This window comes from Sorangium sp. So ce1153, from assembly GCF_051521595.1.
GTDB lineage: Bacteria > Myxococcota_A > Polyangia > Polyangiales > Polyangiaceae > Sorangium.
The window spans coordinates 13,113,398-13,136,145 of record NZ_CP150361.1; the positions used below are offsets into that span (position 1 = coordinate 13,113,398).

16 protein-coding genes are annotated in these 22,748 nt (G+C 73.9%); 8 read left to right on the plus strand and 8 right to left on the minus strand.

The genetic code is table 11. From position 1 onward, the window contains the following. Window positions 1-11: 11 nt before the first annotated feature. The 3 genes from WME85_RS47785 to WME85_RS47795 all read left to right on the plus strand — a co-directional run bounded on the left by WME85_RS47785 (window position 12) and on the right by WME85_RS47795 (window position 6,308). A complete protein-coding gene (locus WME85_RS47785) occupies window positions 12-1,574 on the plus strand; it encodes a sigma 54-interacting transcriptional regulator (RefSeq protein WP_437831509.1) in 1,563 nt (520 codons plus the stop codon). A gap of 23 nt (window positions 1,575-1,597) precedes the next feature. Further along, window positions 1,598-4,924: a protein kinase domain-containing protein gene (locus WME85_RS47790; RefSeq protein WP_437831511.1), complete on the plus strand. Its 3,327-nt coding sequence runs from the start codon at window positions 1,598-1,600 to the stop codon at window positions 4,922-4,924. Window positions 4,925-5,099: 175 nt separating this feature from the next. Beyond that, window positions 5,100-6,308 (plus strand): hypothetical protein, encoded by a 1,209-nt coding sequence (locus tag WME85_RS47795; protein ID WP_437831514.1) that lies wholly within the window; start codon window positions 5,100-5,102, stop codon window positions 6,306-6,308. Window positions 6,309-6,447: 139 nt separating this feature from the next. Here the strand turns inward: WME85_RS47795 and WME85_RS47800 are convergent, their stop codons facing one another. The 3 genes from WME85_RS47800 to WME85_RS47810 are packed head-to-tail and all read right to left on the minus strand — an operon-like array spanning window position 6,448 to window position 8,083. Next, entirely contained in the window at window positions 6,448-6,753 is a 306-nt protein-coding gene (locus WME85_RS47800) for a carboxymuconolactone decarboxylase family protein (protein WP_437831517.1), read from the minus strand. 47 nt (window positions 6,754-6,800) lie between these two features. Continuing rightward, on the minus strand, window positions 6,801-7,610 hold the full coding sequence (locus tag WME85_RS47805; RefSeq protein WP_437831520.1) for an isocitrate lyase/PEP mutase family protein: 810 nt from the start codon (window positions 7,608-7,610) through the stop codon (window positions 6,801-6,803). After that, a complete protein-coding gene (locus WME85_RS47810) occupies window positions 7,607-8,083 on the minus strand; it encodes a carboxymuconolactone decarboxylase family protein (protein ID WP_437831522.1) in 477 nt (158 codons plus the stop codon). The genes WME85_RS47805 and WME85_RS47810 overlap by 4 nt, the downstream gene beginning before the upstream one ends. Before the next feature lie 140 nt (window positions 8,084-8,223). Between WME85_RS47810 and WME85_RS47815 the strand changes: the two genes are divergently transcribed. Further along, window positions 8,224-9,606: a PLP-dependent aminotransferase family protein gene (locus tag WME85_RS47815; protein ID WP_437842567.1), complete on the plus strand. Its 1,383-nt coding sequence runs from the start codon at window positions 8,224-8,226 to the stop codon at window positions 9,604-9,606. A 181-nt stretch (window positions 9,607-9,787) separates the two neighbouring features. Here WME85_RS47815 and WME85_RS47820 read toward each other — a convergent pair whose 3' ends face one another. Further along, window positions 9,788-10,546, minus strand: a complete 759-nt coding sequence (locus WME85_RS47820) for an RNA polymerase sigma factor (RefSeq protein WP_437831524.1) — start codon at window positions 10,544-10,546, stop codon at window positions 9,788-9,790. Between the two features lie 527 nt (window positions 10,547-11,073). Between WME85_RS47820 and WME85_RS47825 the strand changes: the two genes are divergently transcribed. Both WME85_RS47825 and WME85_RS47830 read left to right on the plus strand, forming a co-directional pair. Next, window positions 11,074-13,020, plus strand: a complete 1,947-nt coding sequence (locus WME85_RS47825; RefSeq protein WP_437831527.1) for a YgiQ family radical SAM protein — start codon at window positions 11,074-11,076, stop codon at window positions 13,018-13,020. Then, window positions 12,995-14,221: an aminotransferase class V-fold PLP-dependent enzyme gene (locus tag WME85_RS47830; protein ID WP_437831530.1), complete on the plus strand. Its 1,227-nt coding sequence runs from the start codon at window positions 12,995-12,997 to the stop codon at window positions 14,219-14,221. Before WME85_RS47825 ends, WME85_RS47830 begins: the two co-directional genes overlap by 26 nt. Window positions 14,222-14,376: 155 nt before the next feature. Here WME85_RS47830 and WME85_RS47835 read toward each other — a convergent pair whose 3' ends face one another. From WME85_RS47835 to WME85_RS47850, 4 genes are all read right to left on the minus strand, one after another. Continuing rightward, window positions 14,377-15,024 (minus strand): hypothetical protein, encoded by a 648-nt coding sequence (locus tag WME85_RS47835; protein ID WP_437831533.1) that lies wholly within the window; start codon window positions 15,022-15,024, stop codon window positions 14,377-14,379. A gap of 46 nt (window positions 15,025-15,070) precedes the next feature. Beyond that, complete coding sequence (locus WME85_RS47840) at window positions 15,071-16,249, minus strand: AAA family ATPase (protein ID WP_437831536.1); 1,179 nt, start codon at window positions 16,247-16,249, stop codon at window positions 15,071-15,073. A gap of 178 nt (window positions 16,250-16,427) precedes the next feature. Further along, entirely contained in the window at window positions 16,428-17,009 is a 582-nt protein-coding gene (locus tag WME85_RS47845) for a hypothetical protein (protein ID WP_437831538.1), read from the minus strand. Window positions 17,010-17,106: 97 nt separating this feature from the next. Next, window positions 17,107-17,988 (minus strand): hypothetical protein, encoded by an 882-nt coding sequence (locus tag WME85_RS47850; protein WP_437831541.1) that lies wholly within the window; start codon window positions 17,986-17,988, stop codon window positions 17,107-17,109. A gap of 91 nt (window positions 17,989-18,079) precedes the next feature. Between WME85_RS47850 and WME85_RS47855 the strand changes: the two genes are divergently transcribed. Continuing rightward, window positions 18,080-19,945, plus strand: coding sequence for a bifunctional homocysteine S-methyltransferase/methylenetetrahydrofolate reductase (locus WME85_RS47855; RefSeq protein WP_437831544.1), 1,866 nt, complete (start codon window positions 18,080-18,082; stop codon window positions 19,943-19,945). A 120-nt stretch (window positions 19,946-20,065) separates the two neighbouring features. Beyond that, window positions 20,066-22,687 carry a M1 family aminopeptidase gene (locus tag WME85_RS47860; RefSeq protein WP_437831547.1) on the plus strand — a complete coding sequence of 874 codons (2,622 nt, stop codon included), beginning with the start codon at window positions 20,066-20,068 and terminating at the stop codon, window positions 22,685-22,687. Window positions 22,688-22,748 lie beyond the last annotated feature (61 nt).

The following is a 22,748-nucleotide window of genomic DNA, read 5'->3' on the forward strand; positions in this document are numbered from 1 at the left end:
ACCCAGGATCGGTGTCAGGCGGGCTCGAGAGCAGCACCCTCTCCGTCAGCCGGGGACCGGAGGTGCCGGACGGGGACCGCAGCGGTCCGTTCCTGTTCCTGGTCCTCGAGAGCCACCGGCCGCTCGCGCCGCCGGTGCGCATCGCCCTCGACGACGTCGACGAGGTGACGATCGGGCGCGGCGCGGCCCGCAGGCTCGAGCCAGCGCGGGACGCCGGGGTCCGGCGGCTCGACCTCCGCCTCGACGACCCGTGGCTCTCCTCGAGGCACGCCCGCGTCGTCCGGCTCCTCGGCCGCTGGGTGGTCGAGGACAGCGGCTCCAAGAACGGCAGCCTCGTCAACGGGGTCCCGCAGCGGCACGCGGGGCTCGCGGACGGCGACCTCATCGAGCTCGGCCGCACGTTCTTCCTCTTTCGCGCCGCCCTGCCCTACCCGCCCGGCGCGCCGCCGCTGTTCGAGGCCGCGCCCGGCGCGGAGGCCGCGCCAGGCCTCGCCTCGCTCCTGCCTGCCCTGCTCGGCCTCTTCGAGCAGCTCGCCGTCGTGGCGCGCTCCGCGATCCCGGTCCTGCTCCAGGGCGAGACCGGGACGGGCAAGGAGGTCATGGCGCGCGCGGTCCACGCGCTGTCGGGGCGGCCCGGGGAGCTCGTGGCCGTCAACTGCGGCGCGCTGCCGCGCGAGCTCGTCGAGGGGGAGCTGTTCGGGCACCGGAAGGGCGCCTTCTCGGGCGCCACCGAGGACCGCCCGGGGCTCGTGCGCAGCGCCGATCGCGGGACGCTCTTCCTCGACGAGATCGGCGACCTGCCCGCGCCCGCCCAGGCGGCCCTGCTGCGCGTGCTCCAGGAGCAGGAGGTGCGCCCCGTCGGCGCGACGCGCCCCGTCCGGGTGGATCTGCGCGTCGTCGCGGCGACGCACCGCCCCCTCAAGCGCCTCGCTGCCCTGGGCGAGTTCCGCGCCGACCTGCTCGCGCGGCTCTCGGGCTACGTCGTCGAGCTGCCGCCGCTCCGGGAGCGCCGCGAGGACCTCGGCCTGCTGCTCGGGTCGCTCCTCGGGCGCGCGGCGCGCGTGGCGCTCCACCCGCGCGCCGCGCGCGGGATGCTGATGTACGGCTGGCCCGCCAACGTCCGCGAGCTCGCGCAGTGCGTGACGACCGCTGTCGTGCTCGCGCAGCGCGGCACGATCGAGCCGGCCCACCTGCCCGAAGCGGTCGCGCGCGCGGCCGGCGGGAACGAGGGCGGCGCCCGCGCGGGCCGCGACGGCGGGAACGAGGGCGACGACGGCGAGGGCCGCGACGGCCGCGACGGCGGGAACGAGGACGACGACGGCGAAGGCGAAGGCGGCGGCGACAGCGGGGACGAGGGCGGCGCGGGCCAGCAGGGCGACGCCCCGGAGGGCGACGCGCGCCGGGAGGGCGATACGCGACCGGAGGACGACGCGCGCCGGCGGGAGCTCGTGGCGCTGCTCGTCGAGCACCGGGGGAACATCACCGCCGTGGCGCGCGCCGCGGGCAAGGCCCGGATGCAGATCCAGCGCTGGCTGAAGCGATACCGGATCGACCCCGAGCAGTTCCGGCGCTAGACCGCGTTCCGGACGGAGGTGCTGTGGTCCGGGGGACGCTCATCGCCGATCGCTACCGCGTCGTGCGGCGTCTCGGCGCGGGCGCGATGGGCGCGGTGTACGAGGCCCTCGACATCGAGACCGGCCGCCGGCGCGCGCTCAAGGTGATGCACGCGCACACGATCGAGCGCGCCGATCTGCGGCGGCGGTTCGCGCTGGAGGCGCGGATCGCGGGCCGGGTCGACAGTCCGTTCCTCGTCGACGTCCTCGACGCGGGGGTCGACCAGGCGACGTCGACGCCCTTCCTGGTGATGGAGCTCCTGGAAGGCGAGACGCTGGCCCAGCGTCTCGCGCGCGCGGGGCGCTGCGCGCCCGCCGAGGCGCTCCGCTGGCTCGGGCAGGCGGCGCTCGGGCTCGACAAGATGCACCTCCTCGGGGTCGTCCACCGCGACCTCAAGCCCAGCAACCTCTTCCTGGAGCGGCGCGAGCACGACGCGCCGCGCCTCAAGATCCTCGATCTCGGCGTCGCCAAGGTCCTCGACGCCGGCGTCGAGTCGACGAGCGCGGCGGGCACGCCGGTCTACATGGCACCGGAGCAGTTCCGCGGCGGCAAGCTCACGCCGGCAGCCGACATCCATGCGCTCGGGATGATCGCCTTCACGCTGCTCGTCGGGAGCCCTTACTGGCAAGACGAGGCGGCGCGGGGCCATGACCCGATCGCCTTCGCGCTGACGGCTTCCTCTGGCTCCGCGGAGCCCGCGACGGCGCGCGCCGCGCGGCGCGGCGTCGCGCTGCCGCCCGGGATGGATGCGTGGTTCGCGCGAGCGACGGCGGCGGATCCCGCCGCCCGCTTCGCGAGCGCGGTCGCCGCGGTGAGGGCGCTGGCCGGAGCGCTCGGGGAGGCCGGCGTCGAGCTGCCGCTCGAGGGAGCCTCGTCCGCCCGGCGAGCGGTGGCCGAGGAGCGCGAGGAGGGCGACGGCGGGACCAGGACCGCCGAGGAGCGTGATGCGGGCGACGGCGGGACCAGGACCGCCGAGGAGCGTGATGCGGGCGACGGCGGGACCAGGACCGTCGAGGGGCGCGAAGGCGCACGGGGCACCGATCCTGCCGCGCCGGGAGCCGATCCTCTCGCTCCTGGGGCCGTCCCGATCGCTCCCGGAGCCGCCCCTATCGCTCCCGGAACCGTCCCTATCGCTCCCGGAGCCGATCCTCTCGCTCCTGGGGCCGCCCCGATCGCCCCGCAGGCCGCCGCTGCCGCACCTCCTCGCCCCGCCGGGCGGGTGCGCTGGCTCGGGCTCGGCGGCGCCGCCGCGGCGCTCGGCGCCTTCGCGCTCGCAGCGTCGCTCGCGGCGTCGCGCGCGGCGCCCCCCGGAGCGTCCCCTCCGGCAGCTCCCGCGGCGCCGCTCCTTACCCCGCCCGGCTCGCCGCTCACCGCGCCGGACGCGGTGCTCGCCTGCCCCGTCCTCGAGGCCGCGGGCGTCGATGAGCCGGCGGGCTGGCTCGGCGCCGCCGCGGCGGCGACCGTGTGCGAGCGAGCGCGGATCCTTCTCGGCGGCAGCACGGCGCGCACGCTGGTGCCGGCCGAGCTGCTCTCGCTCCCGCGGCAGCCCGTCGATCGCTTCCCGCTCGACCCGTACGCCGCGCCGGACGCCCGGGCGCGCTCCGTCGAGGCGGCGCGCCGCCGCGCCGCCGCGTACGTCGACGGCGAGGTGGTCCGCGACGGCGCGGCCTTCCGGGTCGCCCTGCGGCTGCACGGACCGGACGGCGCCGAGCTCACCCGCGCGCAGGGCGCCGGGCGGGCGCTGTTCGAGGCGATCCGCGAGGCCATGACCCCGATGGTGCAGGCCGGGCACCTGCCCAGGGCGGCGCGCCTCGACCCCGCGGTCGCGGAGTTCTCGCGGGCCGGCGACGCCGACGGGGCGCTCGCCCTGCTCGATCTGTCGATGGCCATGGTGCACAACGCCGGCGGGGTCCCGGACGAGTGCGCGCGCGTCGAGGCGCTGGGCGGCGCGCTCGCGGAGATGGGGCCGGGGGAGCGCTACAGGTGCGCCTTCGTCCTGGGCCTGCCCGCGCCCGCCGTCGCGCTCCCGCCCTCCGAGGCGGCCTCGCCCGGCGCGCTCGCGGCGCGCGCGCGGCTCGAGCAGCTCGCCCACCGCGTGGAGAGCCCGGCGCTCGCCGAGGAGCTCGTGCGGCGCTTCGAGCGCGAGCCGTCGTCGTGGGGGCGCTCGACGCTGGCGGCGACAGCGTCGTGCCTGCTCCAGCCGTTCGATCCGGGCCGCGCCGCCGAGCTCTCGCTCCTCTCGGTGCAGGTCGAGCCGAAGAACCCGACCGGGGAGTTCTGCGCGCCGTGGGTGCAGCTCGCCACGGTGACGCGGGGCACGGCGAGCGCCGAGAGCGCGCTCCGCGCGATGCAGGCGTGGGCGCCCTGGGACGGCTATGCGTGGCTGCTCGAGGAGGCCGCCCCCGGCGATGCCGCGCGTGCGCTCGCGTTCGCCCGGCGCGCTCACGCGCTGTCGCCGCTCGACGCCTACGTGGCCGACGTGCTCGCCAGCCGGCTGCTCGCGGGCGGCGCGCGCAGCGAGGCGCGCGGCATCGCGCTCGCGCTCGCCGCGGGCGGGTACCCGAGCCAGAAGGTCGAGAGCGAGCTCTTGCTCGTGCGGGTCGAGGCGAGCGAGGTCCGCTTCGGCGCCGCGCTCGCGCGGGCGAAGCGCGCGATGGTCCCCGCCGCCGAGGACGCCGGGTGGGTGCGCGTCCAGCGGCTCGAGATCGCGTGGCGCGCGCTGGAGCTCGGCCTGATCCTGGGCCGGGCCGGCGAGGTCGCCGATCTCGCCGTGGAGCGCCTCCTCGATCCGGAGCCGCCGCCGCTCGCCGGCGCCCACCACATCGACGTCCCGCTGCGCGTCGCGGCGATCTGCGCCCGCGCCACGCCGGCCGCGTCGCGCCGGTGCTTCGCGCGGCTCCGCGCGCTGCGGCCGCGGCTCTCGGGCGGCATCCTCCCGGGCACGGACGCGTTCACGGACGGCGCCGAGCGCTACGCGCGCGCGGACCACGCCGGGGCGGCGAGGGCGTGGCGGCCGCTCTTGCGGGACCCGGGGCCTTTCGCGGCGGTGATGGCCGACGGCATGACGGCGGTGTTCGAGCGGACCGGCGAGACGGAGCTCGCGGAGCGCCTGGAGCAGGCCGTCACGGCGGGCGAGAGCCACCTCGGCGGCGCGAGCCTCGCCACCGTGCGGGCGGCGCGCCGGGCGGCGCGGCGCGGCGCCGTGGGCGAGGCGCGCGCGCTGGCGAGGCAGGTGATCGACGCGTGGGCCATCGCGGACGCGCCGGTGCCGGCGCTCGACGAGATGCGGCGGCTCGCGAGGGCCCGCTGAGGGGCGACCCGGGTCGCCGGGTGTGCGACCTGCGACCCGCCCCCGTCTCGCTCCTTTTCCCGCGGTTCCCCGCGATACTGAGGTCCGGAGCGCGGCACGTCGCCGCCGCTCCGCGGCGAGGGCGGCCCGAGAGCAGCCCGCGCCGCTGCGAGGGTGCTTTCGGGGCGAGGAGGACATGATGCGACGATCGCTGGAGCTGACCCTGTGCCTGTCGGTGGCGGCCGTGCTCGGGGCCTGCGGGGGCGAAGTGCGCGGGGGCGGGGAGACGACCGGCGCGGGCGGCGCCGGCGCGGCGAGCGCCTCGGGGGGCGGCGCGGGCGGCGCCGGCGCGGGCGACGCCGGCGCGGGCGGCGCCGGCGCGGGCGGCGCGGGCGCGGGCTCTCCCGCGCACGCCGGCGGCGGCCCGGCGGCCGGCAACCCTGACGGGAGCTGCGCCGTGCCGCCGGAGGCGCGGGCGGCCGACACCTCGTCGCCGACCACGGTGATCGGCGACGGGACGCCGGAGAGCTGCACGTCGGCGGCGGTCGTCGCCGCGGTCGCGGGCGGCGGCGTCATCACCTTCGACTGCGGCCCCGACCCGATCACCATCACGCTCGAGCAGACCGCGAAGATCTTCAACGACACAGGTCCCGAGATCGTGATCGACGGCGGCGGGCTCGTGACCCTGAGCGGCGGCGGCGCGCGGCGCATCCTCTACATGAACACCTGCGACGAGGCGCAGGTCTGGACCACGCCGAACTGCGACAACCAGGACCACCCCCGGCTGACGGTCCAGAACCTCACGTTCATCGAGGGTGACTCGACCGGCGACGACGACGAGGGCGGCGGCGCCATCTTCGCGCAGGGCGGGCGCCTGAAGGTCGTCAACTCGCGCTTCTTCAACAACACGTGCGATCCGACCGGCCCCGACCTCGGCGGCGCCGGGATCCGGGCGTTCATGCAGTACGAGGGCCTGCCGCTCTACGTGGTGAACAGCACCTTCGGCGGCGCCGAGGGGTACGGGAACGCGTGCGCGAACGGCGGCGGCATCAGCAGCATCGGCGTCTCCTGGACGGTCATCAACAGCCTCTTCTCCCACAACCGCGCGCTCGGCAACGGCGGCAACCCCGCCGAGGAGGGGACGCCGGGCGGCGGCAGCGGCGGGGCCATCTACAACGACGGCAACACGATGACGCTCACGCTCTGCGGCACCCGGATCGAGCGGAACGAGGTGAACGCGTACGGGAGCGCGATCTTCTTCGTGACCAACGACCACACGGGGAACATCGTGATCGACAGGTCGGTGATCACCGGCAACGTCGGCGGCTCCTGGTACCCGACCTACCCGCAGATCTCGAACCACGACGACACGCCGATCTCGGTGACCGACTCGACCATCGAGTGAGCGCGCCCGACCGACGGCGCATTCCGTCAGTCCCGCGCTCACGGCGGTCCCCTCGAGGAAAGGACTGCAGGTGAGGAGCCATCACCCGCCTTCGGGCAACGAAGACCTCATTCTCGGGCCGGAGACGCGGCCGTGACGGCTATTGCCCGCCGCTCCGCTCCGCCAGCACCTTCTCGGCCACGGCGAGCCCCTTCACCGCGCGCGGGAACCCCGCGTAGACCGATGTCTGCATGATCGTCTCGACGATCTCGTCGCGCGTGCAGCCGACGTTCAGCGCGTAGCGGATGTGGTTCCCGAGCGGCACCTCCGAGTCGCCCACGGCCGCCAGGGCGGCGACGGCGGTCAGCAGCCGCGTCCGCAGGTCGAGGCCCGGGCGAGCGTAGATATCGCCGAACGGATACTCGATCACGTAACGGCCGAAGTCCGGCGCCAGGCCCGCATACACGTCTACACGCGCAGGAGCGATGGCGACCTTGGCGGCCCGTCAGGCCCTCACGCGAACCACGCGTTGACCTCGGCGTAGGTCAGCGGCGCCCCGCCCGACGGCGGCGCCCACCGCCCTGCGATGACCTGCTCCGCGTCGCGCCGCGCGGCCGACAGCGCCGTCAAGGCGAGGCGCGGCCCGACGCTCACCCGGCGCACGCCGAGGGCGCGGAGCTGCTCGATCGACGGCAGCGCCGGCGACGCCCACACGTTGAGCGGCACGCGCACCTCCGCGACGACGCGCGAGAGCCCCTCGGCCGCCGAGAGGCCCGGCACGAAGAGGCCGTCGCAGCCCGCGTCGACGTAGCGCCTCGCGCGGCGCACCACCTCGTCGAGGGCCTCGGCGCCGGACAGCGCGCGGCGCAGGAGCACGTCCGTGCGCGCGTTCAGGAACACGTCCAGCCCGGCGCGCTCGAGCGCCCCTCGCGCCGCGAGCAGCTTCGCGGCGAGCGCCTCGGGCGGCTCGGCGCCGTCCTCGAGGTTGACGCCCGCCACGCCGGCCTCCGCGAGGCGGCACACGACGTCGGCGACGTCCTCGGCGCTCGCGGCGTAGCCTCGCTCGAGGTCGACGCTCACCGGGACCCGCACGGCGCGGAGGACGTCGCCCGTCGCGGCGAGCAGCCGGTGGAGGGGCAGCCGCTCGCCGTCGGCCACGCCGTGCGCCCAGGCCACCGCGGCGCTGCTCGTCGCGACGGCGGCGCCCCCGGCCGCCTCGGCGAGCCGGGCGCTCACGGCGTCCCACGCGTTGAGCAGCACGAGGACCTGCCCCGGCGCGTGCAGCGCCCGGAACCGCGCGGCGGTGGACGGGGGCGGGCTCATCGGCCGCTCTCGGCGTCGGGCGCGGCCGGGAACCTGTACGCCATGGCGATGCGGTTCCAGGCGTTGATCGTCGCCACGACCGACGTCAGCGCCGCGAGGTCCTCGCCGGAGAACGCGGCCGACACCTCGCCGTACACCGCGTCGGGCACGTCGCCGTCCCTGAGCTGCGTCAGCGCGTCGGTCCAGGCGAGCGCGGCGCGCTCGGCCTCCGTGAAGTGCGGCGACTCGCGCCAGCCAGCGAGCGCCTCGAGCCGCTCCGCCGACATCCCGAGCGCCCGCGCCTCGCGCCGGTGCAGCGCGACGCAGAAGGCGCAGCGGTTCACCAGGGAAGCGCGGATCTTGACGAGCTCGATGAGCTCCGCGCCGAGGGCGCTCTGCTTCGTGGCCGCCGTGACCGCCCGCAGCGCGCGGACGGTCTCTGGGGCGAGCTGTTGAAAGGCAGGGAAGTCGAGCCGGGGGATTTCCGTTGTCATCGCCCGCCAGGATACGTTCATGATGGACCAGCGACAGGGCCAAGAACTGCGAAAGGGAGTAGGCCATCCCGAGTCCTCGCGGAGCCAGGCTCCACCCCTCCAAGCCGCGGCAGCGGAGCGCCCGGCCGCTGCACGCGCGGCTGTACGACCGGATCCGCCAGGCCATCCTCACGGGCGTGCTCGCCCCGGGCGCGCGGGTCCCCTCGGCGCGCGCGATGGCGATCGAGGCGGGCGTCTCGCGCGGGACGGTGGACGTCGCGTACGCGCGCCTCTCCGTGGAGGGGTTCCTCGTGACGCGCGGCGCGGCCGGCACGTTCGTCACGAGCCCGCTCCCCATCCCCTCCCGCCGCGCCGCGGCGGCGCCGCCAGAGCAGCCGCGCCTCGAGCCCCCCGCCCGCGCGGCGCTCCGCCCCTTCCAGATCGGCGTCCCCGCGGTCGATGCGTTCCCTGTCGCGACGTGGTCGCGGCTGCTCGGGCGGCACGCGCGGCGCGCCCGGGCGGGAGATCTCGCGCGCTCCGATCCGGGCGGTGACGGCGCCCTGCGGGAGGCGATCGCCGCGCACCTCGCGGTCTCGCGCGGCGTGGTCGCGCGCGCGGAGCAGGTGATGATCACCGGCGGCTACCACGGCGCGCTCGGCCTGATCGCCCGCGCGCTCGCGCGGCCGGGGGACCGGGCGTGGTTCGAGGACCCCGGCTACGCCCGGGGCCGGGCCGCGCTGGAGCTCGCGGGGCTGCGGCTCGCGGCCGTGCCGGTGGACGCCGAGGGGCTCGACGTCGCGCGCGGCGTCGCGCTCGCCCCGCGCGCGAGGTTCGTCTTCGTGACGCCGAGCCACCAGATGCCGCTGGGCATGGCGCTGTCGCTGCCCCGCAGGCTGGCGCTCCTGGCCTGGGCGCGCGGGGCCGGCGCGTGGGTGGTCGAGGACGACTACGACGGCGAGTTCCAGCACGCCTCCGCGCCGCTGCCCGCCCTCAAGAGCCTCGATGATGGCGACCGGGTGATCTACGCGGGGACCTTCAGCAAATCGATGTTCCCCGCGCTGCGCCTCGGCTTCCTCGTCGTGCCGGACGGCGCGCGCGACGCGCTCGCCCGCGCTGCCGATCTGCTGCACCCGGCCCCGCCGCTCGCCGCGCAGCGGGCCGTCGCCGACTTCCTCGCGGAGGGGCACTTCGCGCGGCACGTGCGGCGCATGCGCGCGCTCTATGCGGAGCGGCGCGGCGCGCTCGCGCGCGCGCTGGAGGAGCTCGCGTCGCCGCACCTCCAGCTCGATCCCGGGGCGGGCGGGCTGCACCTGACCGCGCGCCTGACCGGCGCCCGCGACGGCGAGGTGGTCGAGCGCGCGGCCCTGCTGGGCCTCGCGCCGGCGGCCCTGTCGAGCTACCGGGTCCGCGCGTCGGCGGGGCGGCCGGGAGGGCTGCTGCTCGGGTTCGCCGCGCTGCCCGCCCCCCGCGCGCGCAAGGCCGTGGAGCGCCTCGCGCTGGCGATCGAGCAGGCGCGTGAGGCGCCCGCGGGCGTGTCGCTGTAGCCGAACCCCGGGGTGTCGGGCGCGAGCGGCCGCCAGCGGTCGGCCCGGGCAGGCATCCCTCCACGCGCCCGCGCGCGCTCCCGCTGTGCCGCCGTGGTTCCATCCCTCCGCTCATCGGCCTCCGCCGCGGCGGCGGCGCCGCGCGCTGCACGACGGAGGCCCCGCCGCCGGGCCGCGCGGCTCACGTCCCCGGCTCGCGCCGCCGGGGCGCCGGCCGGCGCCGCGTGATGGCCTCGCCCGCGAACGGCCTGTCGCCGAGGCGCAGGGCGCTCCGCTGCTCGGTGCCGAGCCGCTTCACCGCCGCCCGGAAGTCCTCCCGGGCCAGCCGGAGCCGGTTCTGGGCCGTGTTCTCGTTGATCTGGAGCTCGCGGGCGATGTCGACGACCGGGATATCGAGCATGTCGTGCATCACCAGCATCACCCGCCGCTGCGGGAGGAGGCTCGTGAGCAGCAGGTCGATGACCTCGGCCCGCTCCGTCGCCTCCAGCTGCTGCTCCAGGCGGGGCCGCCGGTCGATCCCGGCGAAGATCGCGCTGCTCTGGAGGCCCACCGGGATCTCGCGGCGCCGGAAGGCCCGATCGCGGTAGTGGGTCGCCTGCCGCCGCGCGATTCCGAAGAGCCACCGGTAAAGCGGGTCCCACGCCCGCCGCGCCGGCAGCCCCGCGAGGTAGGGGAGCACCTTGCTGAGCGACACCCGCTCCTGGGCGCCGGCCTCGTCCTCCTCGCGCGCCCCCTGCGCGACGCGCAGCAGGCGGCTCGTGTCGAAGCTGTCCAGATTGCGGTAAGCGGCGATGAGGACGTTGTGCAGCACGTCCTCGAGGTCGTGCGGCCCGACCCCGTACCCGCGGAGCAACCTGCGAAGGAAAGGAACACCCACCTCGTGCAGCACGGCGAAGCTGCGGTGTCGGTCGCGGAGGGCATTATCTGATCGTGATTCCACATATAATTTTTACGAACGCTCATTCCGGGTCATTTCTGAACCCGCGGCCGCGCGCCGAAAACCACGGTTTTTCTCGCGTTTTTTTTGCGCTGGCGAGCGACTCGCGCCGAGCGACTCCCGCGCCTCCGGGACCCGCCCTCGGCGCGCCAGCCCTCATGTCGCACCCTGAAATTCGATGCTCCGACTCCCCGAATTCGTGACCAGCTGGAGCGGTGTCGTGCAATTTGCGCGTTTCGCGCCGGAAAACGCGGCTGGCGCCCTCGCGCCCGCCCGCCGGTCGCCGGCCTCGACCGTGCGCTCTCTGGCTTTCAGGCGCTCGCCTGGCGGCGCCCGGCGGGCTCCGCGGCGCGGCCGCCCTCGGTCCCCGCGCCCCCCGCGCCGGTGCCCCGCCTCGGCGCCGCGCCGGTGCCCCGCCTCGGCGCCGCGCCGGTGCCCCGCCCCGGCCTCCGCAGCGGGGTTTCTCCGGCGGACGCCGCCGGGGCCGCCCCCTTGCCGATCTCCCCCCTGGCCCGTAGGGTGACGGCGCCGTGTCCCTCCTCCAGCTCCGCCGCAGCGCCGGCGCCGCCCCCCGCGACCTCACCGCCTTCCTGCCGACGACCCGGGAGGAGATGCGCGCGCGGGGCTGGGACGCGCTCGACATCCTGCTCGTCAACGGCGACGCCTACGTCGACCACCCCGCGTTCGGCGCGGCGATCATCGGCCGCTTCCTCGAGGGCCGCGGCTTCCGTGTCGGGATCATCTCCCAGCCCCGCTACCAGGACACGGCCGACCTCCTGCGGATGGGGGTGCCCCGGCTCATGGTCGGGGTCACCGCCGGCAACCTCGACTCGATGCTGAACAAGCTCACCGCCCAGAAGAAGGTCCGCAGCGAGGACCAGTACTCGCCGGGCGGGCAGGTGGGCCTGCGCCCCAACCGGGCCTCGATCGTCTACTCGAACCTCTGCCGGCAGGCGTTCCCTGGCGTCCCCATCATCCTCGGCGGCATCGAGGCGTCGCTCCGGCGCATCGCGCACTACGACTACTGGTCCGACCAGGTCCGCCGCTCGGTCCTGCTCGACGCCAAGGCGGACCTGCTCCTCTTCGGCATGGGCGAGAAGGCCGTCTGGGAGGTCGCCGACCGGCTCCGGCGGGGCGAGCCCGTCCGCTCGATCCGCGACGTCCGGGGCACGGCCTTCCCGATGCGCAAGGGCGAGTGGGAGCAGATCGAGGGCTCGCGCTACGTCGCCGACGGCAAGCCGGTGATCCTCCCGAGCTACGAGGAGGTGGCCGCGGACAGGCGCGCCTTCGCCGAGATGTCGCGCGCCTTCCAGTTCGAGACGAACCCCGGCAACGCCCGCCCGCTGCTCCAGGCGCACGGCGCCGAGGCGGTCTACTTCAACCCGCCCGCGTTCCCGCTGGAGACGTCCCAGATGGACGCGCTCTACGACCTGCCGTTCACGCGGGTGCCGCACTGGTCGTACGACGCGCCGATCCCCGCCTACGAGACGGTGAAGCACTCGGTGGTCACGATGCGCGGCTGCTTCGGCGGCTGCACGTTCTGCTCGATCACGGAGCACGAGGGCCGGGTGATCCAGTCGCGCTCGGCGGACAGCATCCTGCGCGAGGTGCGGGCGCTGCGGCGCATGGACGGCTTCCGCGGCGTGCTCAGCGACCTCGGCGGGCCGACCGCGAACATGTACCAGATGCGGTGCAAGGACGAGGCGATCGAGAACGCCTGCCGGCGGCTCTCCTGCGTCTTCCCCGAGGTCTGCGAGAACCTGAACACCGACCACGGCCCGCTGCTCCAGCTGATGAAGGCGGTGCGCGAGGAGGAGGGGATCAAGAAGGTCTTCATCGCCTCCGGCGTGCGCTACGACCTCGCGGAGCGGTCGCCCGAGTTCATCGAGGAGCTCGCCGCGCACCACACGGGCGGCCAGCTCTCGGTCGCCCCGGAGCACAACAAGAAGGACGTGCTCGACAAGATGAAGAAGCCGGGCATCGAGAGCTACGAGCGCTTCGCCGAGCAGTTCCGGTGCGCGAGCGAGGAGGCGGGGAAGAACCAGTTCCTCGTGCCCTACTTCATCTCGGGGCACCCCGGCTCGACCTTGCGGGACATGGTCGACCTCGCCGTGTACCTGAAGAAGAGCGGGATGAGGCCGCGCCAGGTGCAGGACTTCATCCCGACGCCGATGTCGATGGCGGCGTGCATGTACCACACGGGGATCGACCCGCTCACGCGCGAGCCGGTGTACACGGCGAAGGACCTGCGCGAGAAGAAGCTGCAGAAGGCGCTCTTGCTCTACTGGGATCCGGCGCACCACGACGAGGCGCGCGAGGCCTTGATCAAGGCGGGGCGCGGTGATCTCATCGGCACGAAGCCGCACTGCCTGGTGCCGCCGGCGGCCGGCAAGGGGGCGCCGCCGCGCTACCTCGCCAAGGTCCGCGGCGAGCGCCGGGGGAAGCCAGCCGATGCGACACACCGCCGAACTCGATAGCGATCGGTCCTTCGCCGCGAAGCTCGGCGACCGCGGCCTGTTCCCGCACCTCGCGCCGCTCGTCTATGTGAACCACGCGGGGATCTCGCCCCCCTCGCGGCCGGTGCGCCTCGCGATGATCGCGCTGCTCGACGCCTACGCCGCGCAGGGGGCGGCCGCGTTCCCGGCGTGGTTCGCGCAGCGGGTCCGGCTGCGCGAGAAGCTCGGCCGGCTCGTCGGGGCGGCGGCTGACGACATCGCGCTGGTCCAGAGCACGACGCGGGGGCTGAGCGACATCGCGCTGTGCTACCCGTGGCGGCCGCGCGACCGGGTGCTCCTGTTCGAGGGCGAGTTCCCGGCCAACGTGACCCCGTGGCAGCGCGCGGCCGCGCTCTTCGATCTGGAGGTCGTCTTCCTGCCGCTCGGCGGCTTCGCGGACGGCACCGGCTCGGGCCTCGCGCGGCTGGAGGACGAGCTCCGGCGCGGCGCGCGGCTCGTCGCGGTGAGCGCGGTGCAGTTCCAGACGGGCCTCCGGATGCCGCTCACCGCGATCGGGGCGCTCTGCCGCGCGCACGGGGCGGAGCTCTGCGTCGATGGCGTCCAGGCGGTCGGCGCGACGCCGGTGGACGTCGAGGCGGCGGGGATCGATTACCTGGCGTGCGGCGGCCACAAGTGGCTGATGGGGGTGGAGGGCACGGGCTTCCTGTACATCCGCCGCGAGCGCCTGCCGGCGCTGCGGCCGGCGGTGGCGGGCTGGCTGAGCCACGAGGACGGCGTGAGCTTCCTGCTGCGGGGCCCGGGCCACCTCCGGTACGACCGGCCGATCCGGCAGCGCGCCGACTTCGTGGAGGGGGGCAACCTCAACGCGGCGGGCTACGCCGGGCTGGAGGCGGCGGTGGATCTGATCCTGCAGATCGGGGTCGAGCGGATCCACGAGCACGCGAATCGCTTCATGGATCCGCTCGAGGAGGCGCTCCGGGAGCGCGGCTGGGAGAGTCTCCGCGCGGAGGATCCCGCCTTGCGGGGGTGCGCGCTCGGGGTGAGGCCGCCGGGCGGCGCCTCGGTGGTGGAGCTGCACCGTGAGCTCACGCACCTCGGGATCGCCTGCGCGATCCCGGACGGCGTGCTGCGCTTCTCGCCGCACTGGCCGAACGCGCTGGACGAGTGGGAGCAGGTGCTGCTGTCGACGGACGAGGCGCTCGGGCGAGTCCGGAAGGGGTGAGCGGAGGGGGGCGGCCGTCCGCGCGCAGCGGCCCGCCGGGGACAGCGCTGTCATCGGCGTACCCGTTCCGTGAGACACCGTGCCCCGGCAGTCCTCGGCGGTCTTCCGGATCAGAGTCGGCGCGAGGACCAGCCTCGGCCGGCGGCTCAGGGAGCCTACGTCTCCATTACATCCTGCAATAGAAAGACGGCATGCGCGGCCCGTAGATACAGCTCGAACGACGTGACCTGCGACAGCTTCTGTGCGTGCTCGAATCCTTCAACGAGCTTCCGCTCGACCTCATGATAGTCACTCTTGTGTTTCTTCCCCGATCGCAGGAGGCGGGGCGACCCCCCGGCCAGGAGCGCGGACGGCTTGTCGCGGCACTCGAAGCACGCTTCCCCCGTCCCTTGCAGGAGCTTTTCGCCTGGCCGCAGCGCGGCCACGACCCAGGCTTCCGTTTCCTTCATGGGTATCGCCACGACCACGCGCGGGTCTCCGGTGTCGCCGCCCATCCACGACAGCACCGTCTGGCGCAGCGCGTCCGCCGTGTCCGACGGAGGCGGGCACGGTTTCGCGCACGCAACCTCCGGGTCATCCGCGACCTCCCCGTCGACGTGAACGAGGAGGATATCCGTGTTCGCGAGATACCCCCCGGCTTCGACCCCGCCACGGTCGCGCATCTCGAAGCATTTTCCCCGCACGCCCTTCCACCCGCCGCCGTGCGCCCCCGCGTGCCCGAACGCGCGCGACGTCTCCGGCTGGATCAGCGTCGACACGAAACCGGCGTCCCCCAGGATCGCCTCGATGAACGCGTCGAGCACGATCTTGTCCGTCTCCCCCTCGGCGATGACCTGAATCCGGAGCGGCCTAGACATCCGGGACACCCCCGAGGTGTCCCGCGACCCACATCCGGGAGAGCGTCCATCCCTCCTCCGCCAGCTCGAGCATCCGCTCCGTCACGACGACCCGATTCACGACGGTCGTCCCGCTCCGCGCGCGATCCACCGTGAAGAGCCGCACGCGATCGTCCTGCAGGGGCAGTCCGTCGAGCACGAGCGGGTTGTGCGAGGTGACGAGGAGCTGCCGGTCCGACGCGCACGTCCAGTCACACACCCGTTCCATGAGCGCGCGAGCGAGGCGAGGATTGAGCCCCTGGTCGATGTTGTCGACAGCGCAAAGCCCAGGCGATCGAGGATGAAGGCAGAGCACGGTCGCGAAGATGACGTGGAGCGCCCCTTCGCTCGCGTCGTAGCTCGTGAGCGTGTTCCTCTTCGCATTCATGAATCGATCCACAAACTTGAAGACGTTCTGCGTGGTCGACACCGACCGGGAGAGGGGCAATCCATGGACAGGCGCTGCGCGGACCTCTTTCACCCAGTCGAGCATCACCCGGAAATGCTCTTCCAGCTCCTCGCGTCGCTCCTCCGAGAAATCCCGCCACATCTCGTCGAACGCTTCGGGTAGCTGCCCACCGGAGAGGCCGATCGGGTCACGCTGCATCGGGTCGGGATGAAGACCACGCATCGCGTCCGTCGTCGGCGTGAAGATGCGGTACTCCGAAAGGAGGCGCAGGAGGCGACTCTCGGGTACATCAGCGTCCCATTCGCTCATCTGGAGCGCCGCCTGGCCGCGCTCAGGGTTGCCTCGATTCGCGCTCGCCGGAGATCGCCCGACGAGGTGGCGCTCCCCCGCGTCGAGGCGCTCTGTAACGTACTGCCAGGCAGGCTGCGGGGCCTTGAGGGGGTTGTTCAGCGACACCTGATAATCGACATCGCCCTCTCCCCTCCCCCGTAAGCTGATCACCGGAGGGAGCGGCTTCTCTCGAAACGAGCTCTTGTACAGCGAAGGAATGCCGGGCCGCACCCCCCTCTCCTTGAGCCTCGTATCGTCCACGCGCCCATCGGCCGCCGCCCCGAGCACGCCGAGCGCCTCGAGCAGGCTGCTCTTCCCCGATCCGTTGGCCCCCACGAACACGTTCACCTGGCCGAGGGAGAGCTTGGTGTCGGCGTGGGACTTGAACCCGATGATCTCGAGCGTATCGAGCATCGCTGGCCACCTGTACCGGCTCCCGCATGCCCCCGCAAGCGCCGCCCATGAGCCGCCGCGCTCCCTCGCCCGATTCCTCTTGATTCATCCTCCCGCCCACGCGAACGCCCGCAGGCAGGCCTTCGTCCGGCCCGCTGGCAATCCGCCGACGAGCTCCGTGGCGGCGAGATCAGCCCGTTCACCGCCCCCGCTCGTAGTCGAGCGCGGCCTTCTCCACGACGTCCCAGTCCCTCGCCGCCCGCTCCGCCTCGGCCACGAGGTCCGCCGTGAACAGCGTCAGCCCCCAGATGCCGTTGTCCCGCCGGCGGAACGGGTACCGCGTGCCGCGCGCCGTCTCGACCGTCGCCCGCTCGCCCGTCACCTCCACCTTGCCGATGCCGGACAGGTCGCGCCGGAGGCGGGCGATGAAGCCCTGCTTCGCGGCGAGGTCGACCCACACGTCCGCCCCGTCCTCGGCCATCGCGTGCGCCCGGTACTGGTCGAGCAGGCGCGTGCGCTCCGGCTCCGGGTAGCTCGCCTCGATCCGCTCGAACGCCTTCCGGCGGTAATCCCGGATCGTGTAGGCCGCGTGCTGCGCCCGATCCTCGAGGTACGGGAAGCACCCGCGCGCATCGCTCGCGCCGATGTTGTACGCGATGCGGAGGTAGGCGCCCTCGGGCGTCGTGTCCGGCGGAAACTGGTTCAGCTTGCGCCAGAAGAGCAGGAGCGCCACCACGGCGACGGCGGCGGCGCCCCAGGCGATGGCGCGGCGACGGGTCATGCTGGAGCCTCCATGAGCGCGAGGGCGAGCTCCCGGCGCAGGCCCGAGCGCGTGGCTCGCGCGCGTGGCTCGCGTGCAGGAGGCGCCGGGCGAGGGCCTAGTCGAGGTGGCCGCCGAACTGCAGGTAGAGCGACGCGACCCGCCCCCTGTCGAACGCGGGCCCGAGCGGCTCGTCCAGCGCGAGGAGCAGGCCGGCCCGCATGAAGAAGGTCTTCTGGCTGTCGTACACGAAGTACGGCATCAGCGAGACCTGCGCGTCGTCGACGAGGTCCGGCGCCGTCGGGATCCACATCATCTTCAGGGAGAGGCCGCCGCCGAAGCCGGCGCGGCTCTGGAGCTCGGGCTCCACCTTCGCCTGGAAGACGGCTTCGAGATCGTCCGAGCCCACGTAGCGGATGGTGCGCGGCCTGTCGCTCAGCGAAGGGAAGAACGTGAGATCGCCGCCCGCCCTCAGCACGAAGGGGCGCCCGAAGCGGTACTCGATGCCGCCGAACCCGCCGATCGGGAGCGTGTCCGTCGCCCAGAGGTGCGCGTCGTACAGGGCCATCGCCCACCCGGCGGACAAGGTGGCCCAGCGCCAGTCGGCGTCATCGACGGCGCCGAGCGGCAGCGAGAGGCGGCCGCCCGCGTACCACGTGAGCTTGCCGTCGATGTCCGAGTAGTAGAGCGCGAACGTGGGGTTGCCGAGGCCGGCGCGCGACTCGCTCTGGATGTCGAGGCCGCCGCGCCGGCTGTCGATCGAGAGCGCGAGCGGGAACTGGAGGTTGATGAACAGGTCGGGCGTCGGCTCGAACTGAACGAACGGCACGGCGGCGAGCGACGTGCCGTAGTACTCGGCGCTCCAGAGGTAGAGATCCACGCCCGCGTCCGAGCGGTGCACCGGAGGGTGCCAGGCGTGGGCCGCGGGGGCGGCGGCGAGGAGCGGGGCAGCGGCGGAGACCGCCAGGGCGAATGCGCGGAGCCATCGGGGCGTGCTCATCTCGAGATCTGCCTACCGAGATCCTGACCGCGCCGTCAACCGCGTCGCGCCCCCCTTCCTGAGAAGCCGGCCCGCCCCTACGATGCGCCCCATGCCTGGCACGAGACCTGAAACCCCGCTCCTCGACGCGATCCAGCGCTCGATCCTCGTGTTCGACGGCGCGATGGGCTCGCTGCTCTACGAGCGTGGGGTGTTCGTCACCCAGAACTTCGAGCAGCTCAACGTCACGCGCCCCGACCTCGTGAAGAAGGTCCACGCCGATTACGTCGCGGCGGGCGCGAACGTCATCGAGACGAACACCTTCGGCGCGAACAGGTTCCGGCTCGAGCGCTACGGGCTCGTCAACGAGGTGCGCAACTTCAACCTCGCGGGCGCGCGCATCGCGCGCGAGATCGCGGGCGGCGACGCGTACGTCGCCGGCTCGATCGGCCCGACCGGGCTCGTGCCCGGCGTGGCCACGCGCGACGACCTCGCCGCCGCGGCCGCCACGTTCGCCGAGCAGGCGGGCGCCCTCGCCGAGGGCGGCGCCGACGTCCTGGTCCTGGAGACGTTTCGCCACCTCGACGAGATCAAGGTCGCCATCGAGGCGGCGCGCAAGGCGGCGCCGGGGCTGCCGGTCCTCGCGTCGATGACGTTCGACACGAGCGGCGTCGTCGCCGACGGCAGCCTGCCGGAGCGCGTCGCGCAGACGCTGCGGGACTGGGGCGTCGACCTGCTCGGGGTCAACTGCGGCGACGGCCCGCAGCTGTCGCTCGCGATGGCCGAGCGGATGGCGACCGCGGGGCTGCCGCTCTGCGTGCAGCCGAACGCGGGCCTGCCCCGCACCGTCGACGGCCGCCTGCTCTACATGGCCACGCCCGAGTACTTCGACGTCTTCGCCCGCCGCCTGATCCAGGCGGGCGCCGCGATGATCGGCGGCTGCTGCGGCACCACGCCGGAGCACGTCAAGTGGATGGCCAAGTCGGCCCGCATGCTCCGGGGCGCCGCCGCGCCCGAGGCCACCTCGCGCCCGCAGATCACGATCGACGCGCCCACGGGCAGCGAGCCCACGCCGCTCGGCGAGCGCAGCCCCCTCGCGGCGAAGATCGCGGCGGGCAAGTTCGTCGTCTCGGTCGAGGTGAACCCGGCGCCCGGCCTCAGCCCGGAGAGCGCGCTGAACGCGGCGAAGATGCTCATCGACAGCGGCGTCGACGTCGTGAACGTCGCCGACGGCCCGCGCGCCACCGCGCGCATGACCAACCTCGCCTTCTGCGCCCTCCTGCTCCAGCGCTTCGGCATCGAGCCGATCCTGCACGTCTGCGGCCGCGACCGGAACCTCATCGGCCAGATGGCGCACCTGCTCGGCGCCCACGCGATCGGCCTCAAGAACCTCGTCATCATCACGGGCGACCCGCCGAAGGTCGGCGACTACCCGGAGGCGACGGCGGTCTACGACCTCGACTCGATCGGGCTGCTCCACATGGCGAGCACGATGAACCGCGGCCTCGACCCGGCCGGCAAGCCGATCCCGGGCGGCAAGACGTCGTTCCTGCTCGCCACGGGGCTCGAGCCCGGCGCCCCGGACCTCGACAAGGAGATCGCGCGCCTGGAGCGCAAGCGCGCCGCGGGTGCCGACATCATCATGACGCAGCCGGTCTTCCACCAGGACGTGCTCGAGAAGGTGCTGCGGCGCATCGAGCACCTGGGGATGCCGGTGCTCGTCGGCGTGCTGCCGCTGGTCAGCTACAAGAACGCCGAGTTCCTCCACAACGAGGTGCCCGGCATGCAGATCCCCGAGGAGATCCGCGAGCGTATGCGCAAGGTGCCGGCCGGCGCGGAGGCGCGCAAGGAGGGGGTGAAGATCGCCCGCGAGATGCTCTTCTCCGTGCGCGACCGGGTGCAGGGGGCCTACCTGATGCCGCCGCTCGGCAAGTACGAGCTCGCGCTGGAGGTGCTCGACGGCCTCAAGACGAGCTGAGCGGCCCGGCCGCTCGCTCCAGCGCGCCAGTTCTCGCTTGCAGGGCCGGGCGCCGCGCGGGGAAACTCGGCCGGGATGTCCCTAGAGTACCGGCTTCACTCGCGCTGTGCTTGCGGTTCCGTGCTGTCGTCGTCCGAGTTCGCGCTCGCGTCGCGGCCCTTCACGCTCGCCGGGACGAAGCGCGTCTACGAGCGCTCCCGCCCCTTCACGATCCGGCACATCGCCCTCGATCTCGCGCTCGACGTCGCGGAGCGCTCGATCCGGGGCACGGCGCGGCTCGAGGCGGTCCGGGTCGACCCTGCCGCGCGCGAGATCGCGCTCGACGCCATCGGCTTCGACCTGGAGGCGGTCGAGATCAGCGCCGGCGCCGGTCGCCCCCCGAAGTCCCGGCGCGGCGCTGGCAAGGCGGCGAGCGGCGCGTTCCAGCCCGCGGAGTACACGTACGACGGCGAGACGCTCCGCGTGGCCGTGCCGCTCGAGGAGGCCGAGGCGTCGATCCTGGTCCGGTACCGGGCGACGCCGCGGCGGGGACTCTACTTCCTCCAGCCGGACGAGCACGTCCCCGACCGCCCGCGCCAGGTGTGGACGCAGTGTCAGGACGAGGACGCGCGCCACATCTTCCCCTGCATCGACAAGCCGCACGTCAAGCAGACGACCGAGCTGCGCGCCGAGGTGCCGCCGGGCTGGTACTGCCTGTCGAACGGCGAGCTCGAGGGCGACGCGAAGTCGCAGAAGGCGGGGGTCTACCGCTACCGGCTCGACGAGCCTCACCCGAGCTACCTGTTCACGCTGGTCGCGGGCGAGTTCGCCCGCATCGACGACGCGGCGCTCGACGTCCCGCTCGCGTACTTCGTGCCGAAGGGGCGCGAGGAGGACGGCCGCCGCACGTTCGCGCGCACGCCGGACATGGTCCGTCACTTCAGCGAGAAGCTCGGCGTCGAGTACCCCTTCCGCCGCTACGCGCAGGTGGTGGTGAGCGACTTCATCTTCGGCGGGATGGAGAACACGACCGCCACGACGATGTACGAGCACATCCTGCTCGACGAGCGGGCGGCGCTCGACATCTCGTCGGATGACCTCATCGCCCACGAGCTCGCGCACCAGTGGTTCGGCGACCTCGTGACCTGCCGCGACTGGTCGCACGGGTGGCTCAACGAGGGCTTCGCGACGTTCATGGAGCACGTCTATCGCGAGCACCACCTCGGCGCCGACGAGTACGACCACGGCGTGAAGGCCGATCTCGACTCGTATCTGGGCGAGGCGCGCGGGCGCTACCGGCGCCCGATCGTCTGTCAGGACTACGACGCGCCGCTCGACGTCTTCGATCGGCACCTGTACGAGAAGGGCGGGCTCGTGCTCCACCTGCTCCGGCGGGAGCTCGGCGACGAGCTCTTCTGGCGCGGCGTGAACACCTACCTCACGCGCCACGCGCGCGGCGTGGTCGAGACGCGGGATCTCGCCCGCGCGCTCGAGGACGTGAGCGGCAAGTCGCTGGAGCGGTTCTTCGAGCAGTGGGTCTTCCGCGCCGGCCACCCCGAGCTCGACGTGAAGATCGAGGTCGAGGGCGACCAGTGCACCGTGACCGTGAAGCAGACGCAGGCGCCCGGGCAGCACCCTAGCCGGGAGCACGCGCTCCAGCCGGACGCCTCGACGCCGCCGGTCTTCGCGTTCGACCTGGTGCTCGATTTCGGCTTCGCGGACGGCAAGGCCTCGAACGTGCGCCGCGAGGTGCGGCGCGTGGACCAGCAGGCGCACACGTTCGTCATCCCGCTCCCGCGGCGCCCTCGCTTCGTGGTGGTCGATCCGGATTTCAGGATCCTGGGCGAGGTCAAGCTCGACGCGCCCGGCGATCTCCTGCGCGCGCAGCTCGCCCACGCCCCGACGGCGCGCGGCCGCATGCTCGCCGCGAAGCCGCTCTCGCGGCGCGACGACCCGCCGACGGCGCGGGCGCTCGGGCAGGCGCTCGCCGACGGGAACGAGTTCTGGGGGGTGCGCGCGGCGGCCGCGAGCGCGCTCGGCGCGCTCCAGTCGAGCGCGGCGTTCGCGCTGCTCGAGGGGAGCGCGGGCGTGGAGCACCCGAAGGTGCGCCGCGCGGTCGCGAGCGCGCTCGGCAATTTCAGGTCGGTCAAGGCGGCGGAGCTCCTCGGCAGGCTGGCGCTGCGCGACGCGAGCTACCTGGTCCAGGCCGAGGCGGCCCGCGCGCTCGGGGCGACGCGGCAGAGCTCGGGGTTCGAGACGCTCGTCGACCTCCTCGATCGCCCTTCGTGGGGCGAGGTGATCCGCTGCGGCGTGATCGACGGGCTGGCGAACCTGCGCGACGAGCGCGCGGTGCCTCACCTGACGGCGCGCACGCGCTACGGCGTCCCGACGCGGGGGCGCCGGGCGGCGATCATGGCGTTGCCGAAGCTCTCCAGCGACCGGCGGACGCGCGAGCTCCTCGAGGAGCTGCTCGACCAGCCGGATCCGTACCTCCGGGTCGACGTCGCGCGCGCGCTGGGCGACCTCGGCGACGGCCGGTCGCGCGGCGCGCTGCAGCGGCAGCTCGACCGCGATCTCGACGGCCGGGTGCGGCGGCGGATCCGCGAGGTGCTCCGCGATCTCGGCGGGGCGGGCAAGCGCGAGCTCGACCGGCTGCGGGACGAGCTCGAGGCGCTGCGGCGCGACCACGCGGAGATCAGGTCGCGCCTGGGCAAGCTGGAGGCGGCGGGGAACAAGGCCAAGAAGGCGGGCGACGCCAGGTGAGCGGGCTCTTCACCGCGCCGGCCGCCGGGCCGGCTTGCCGCGCCGGCGCGGTCGGGTAGGA

Excerpts from the sequence above, each read along its gene's own strand:
- WME85_RS47795 (WP_437831514.1), top strand. The coding sequence starts at position 5,100 with ATGATGCGACGATCGCTGGAGCTGACCCTGTGCCTGTCGGTGGCGGCC.
- WME85_RS47805 (WP_437831520.1), bottom strand. The coding sequence starts at position 7,610 with ATGAGCCCGCCCCCGTCCACCGCCGCGCGGTTCCGGGCGCTGCACGCG.
- WME85_RS47810 (WP_437831522.1), bottom strand. The coding sequence starts at position 8,083 with ATGACAACGGAAATCCCCCGGCTCGACTTCCCTGCCTTTCAACAGCTC.
- WME85_RS47830 (WP_437831530.1), top strand. The coding sequence starts at position 12,995 with ATGCGACACACCGCCGAACTCGATAGCGATCGGTCCTTCGCCGCGAAG.
- WME85_RS47840 (WP_437831536.1), bottom strand. The coding sequence starts at position 16,249 with ATGCTCGATACGCTCGAGATCATCGGGTTCAAGTCCCACGCCGACACC.
- WME85_RS47845 (WP_437831538.1), bottom strand. The coding sequence starts at position 17,009 with ATGACCCGTCGCCGCGCCATCGCCTGGGGCGCCGCCGCCGTCGCCGTG.
- WME85_RS47850 (WP_437831541.1), bottom strand. The coding sequence starts at position 17,988 with ATGAGCACGCCCCGATGGCTCCGCGCATTCGCCCTGGCGGTCTCCGCC.
- WME85_RS47855 (WP_437831544.1), top strand. The coding sequence starts at position 18,080 with ATGCCTGGCACGAGACCTGAAACCCCGCTCCTCGACGCGATCCAGCGC.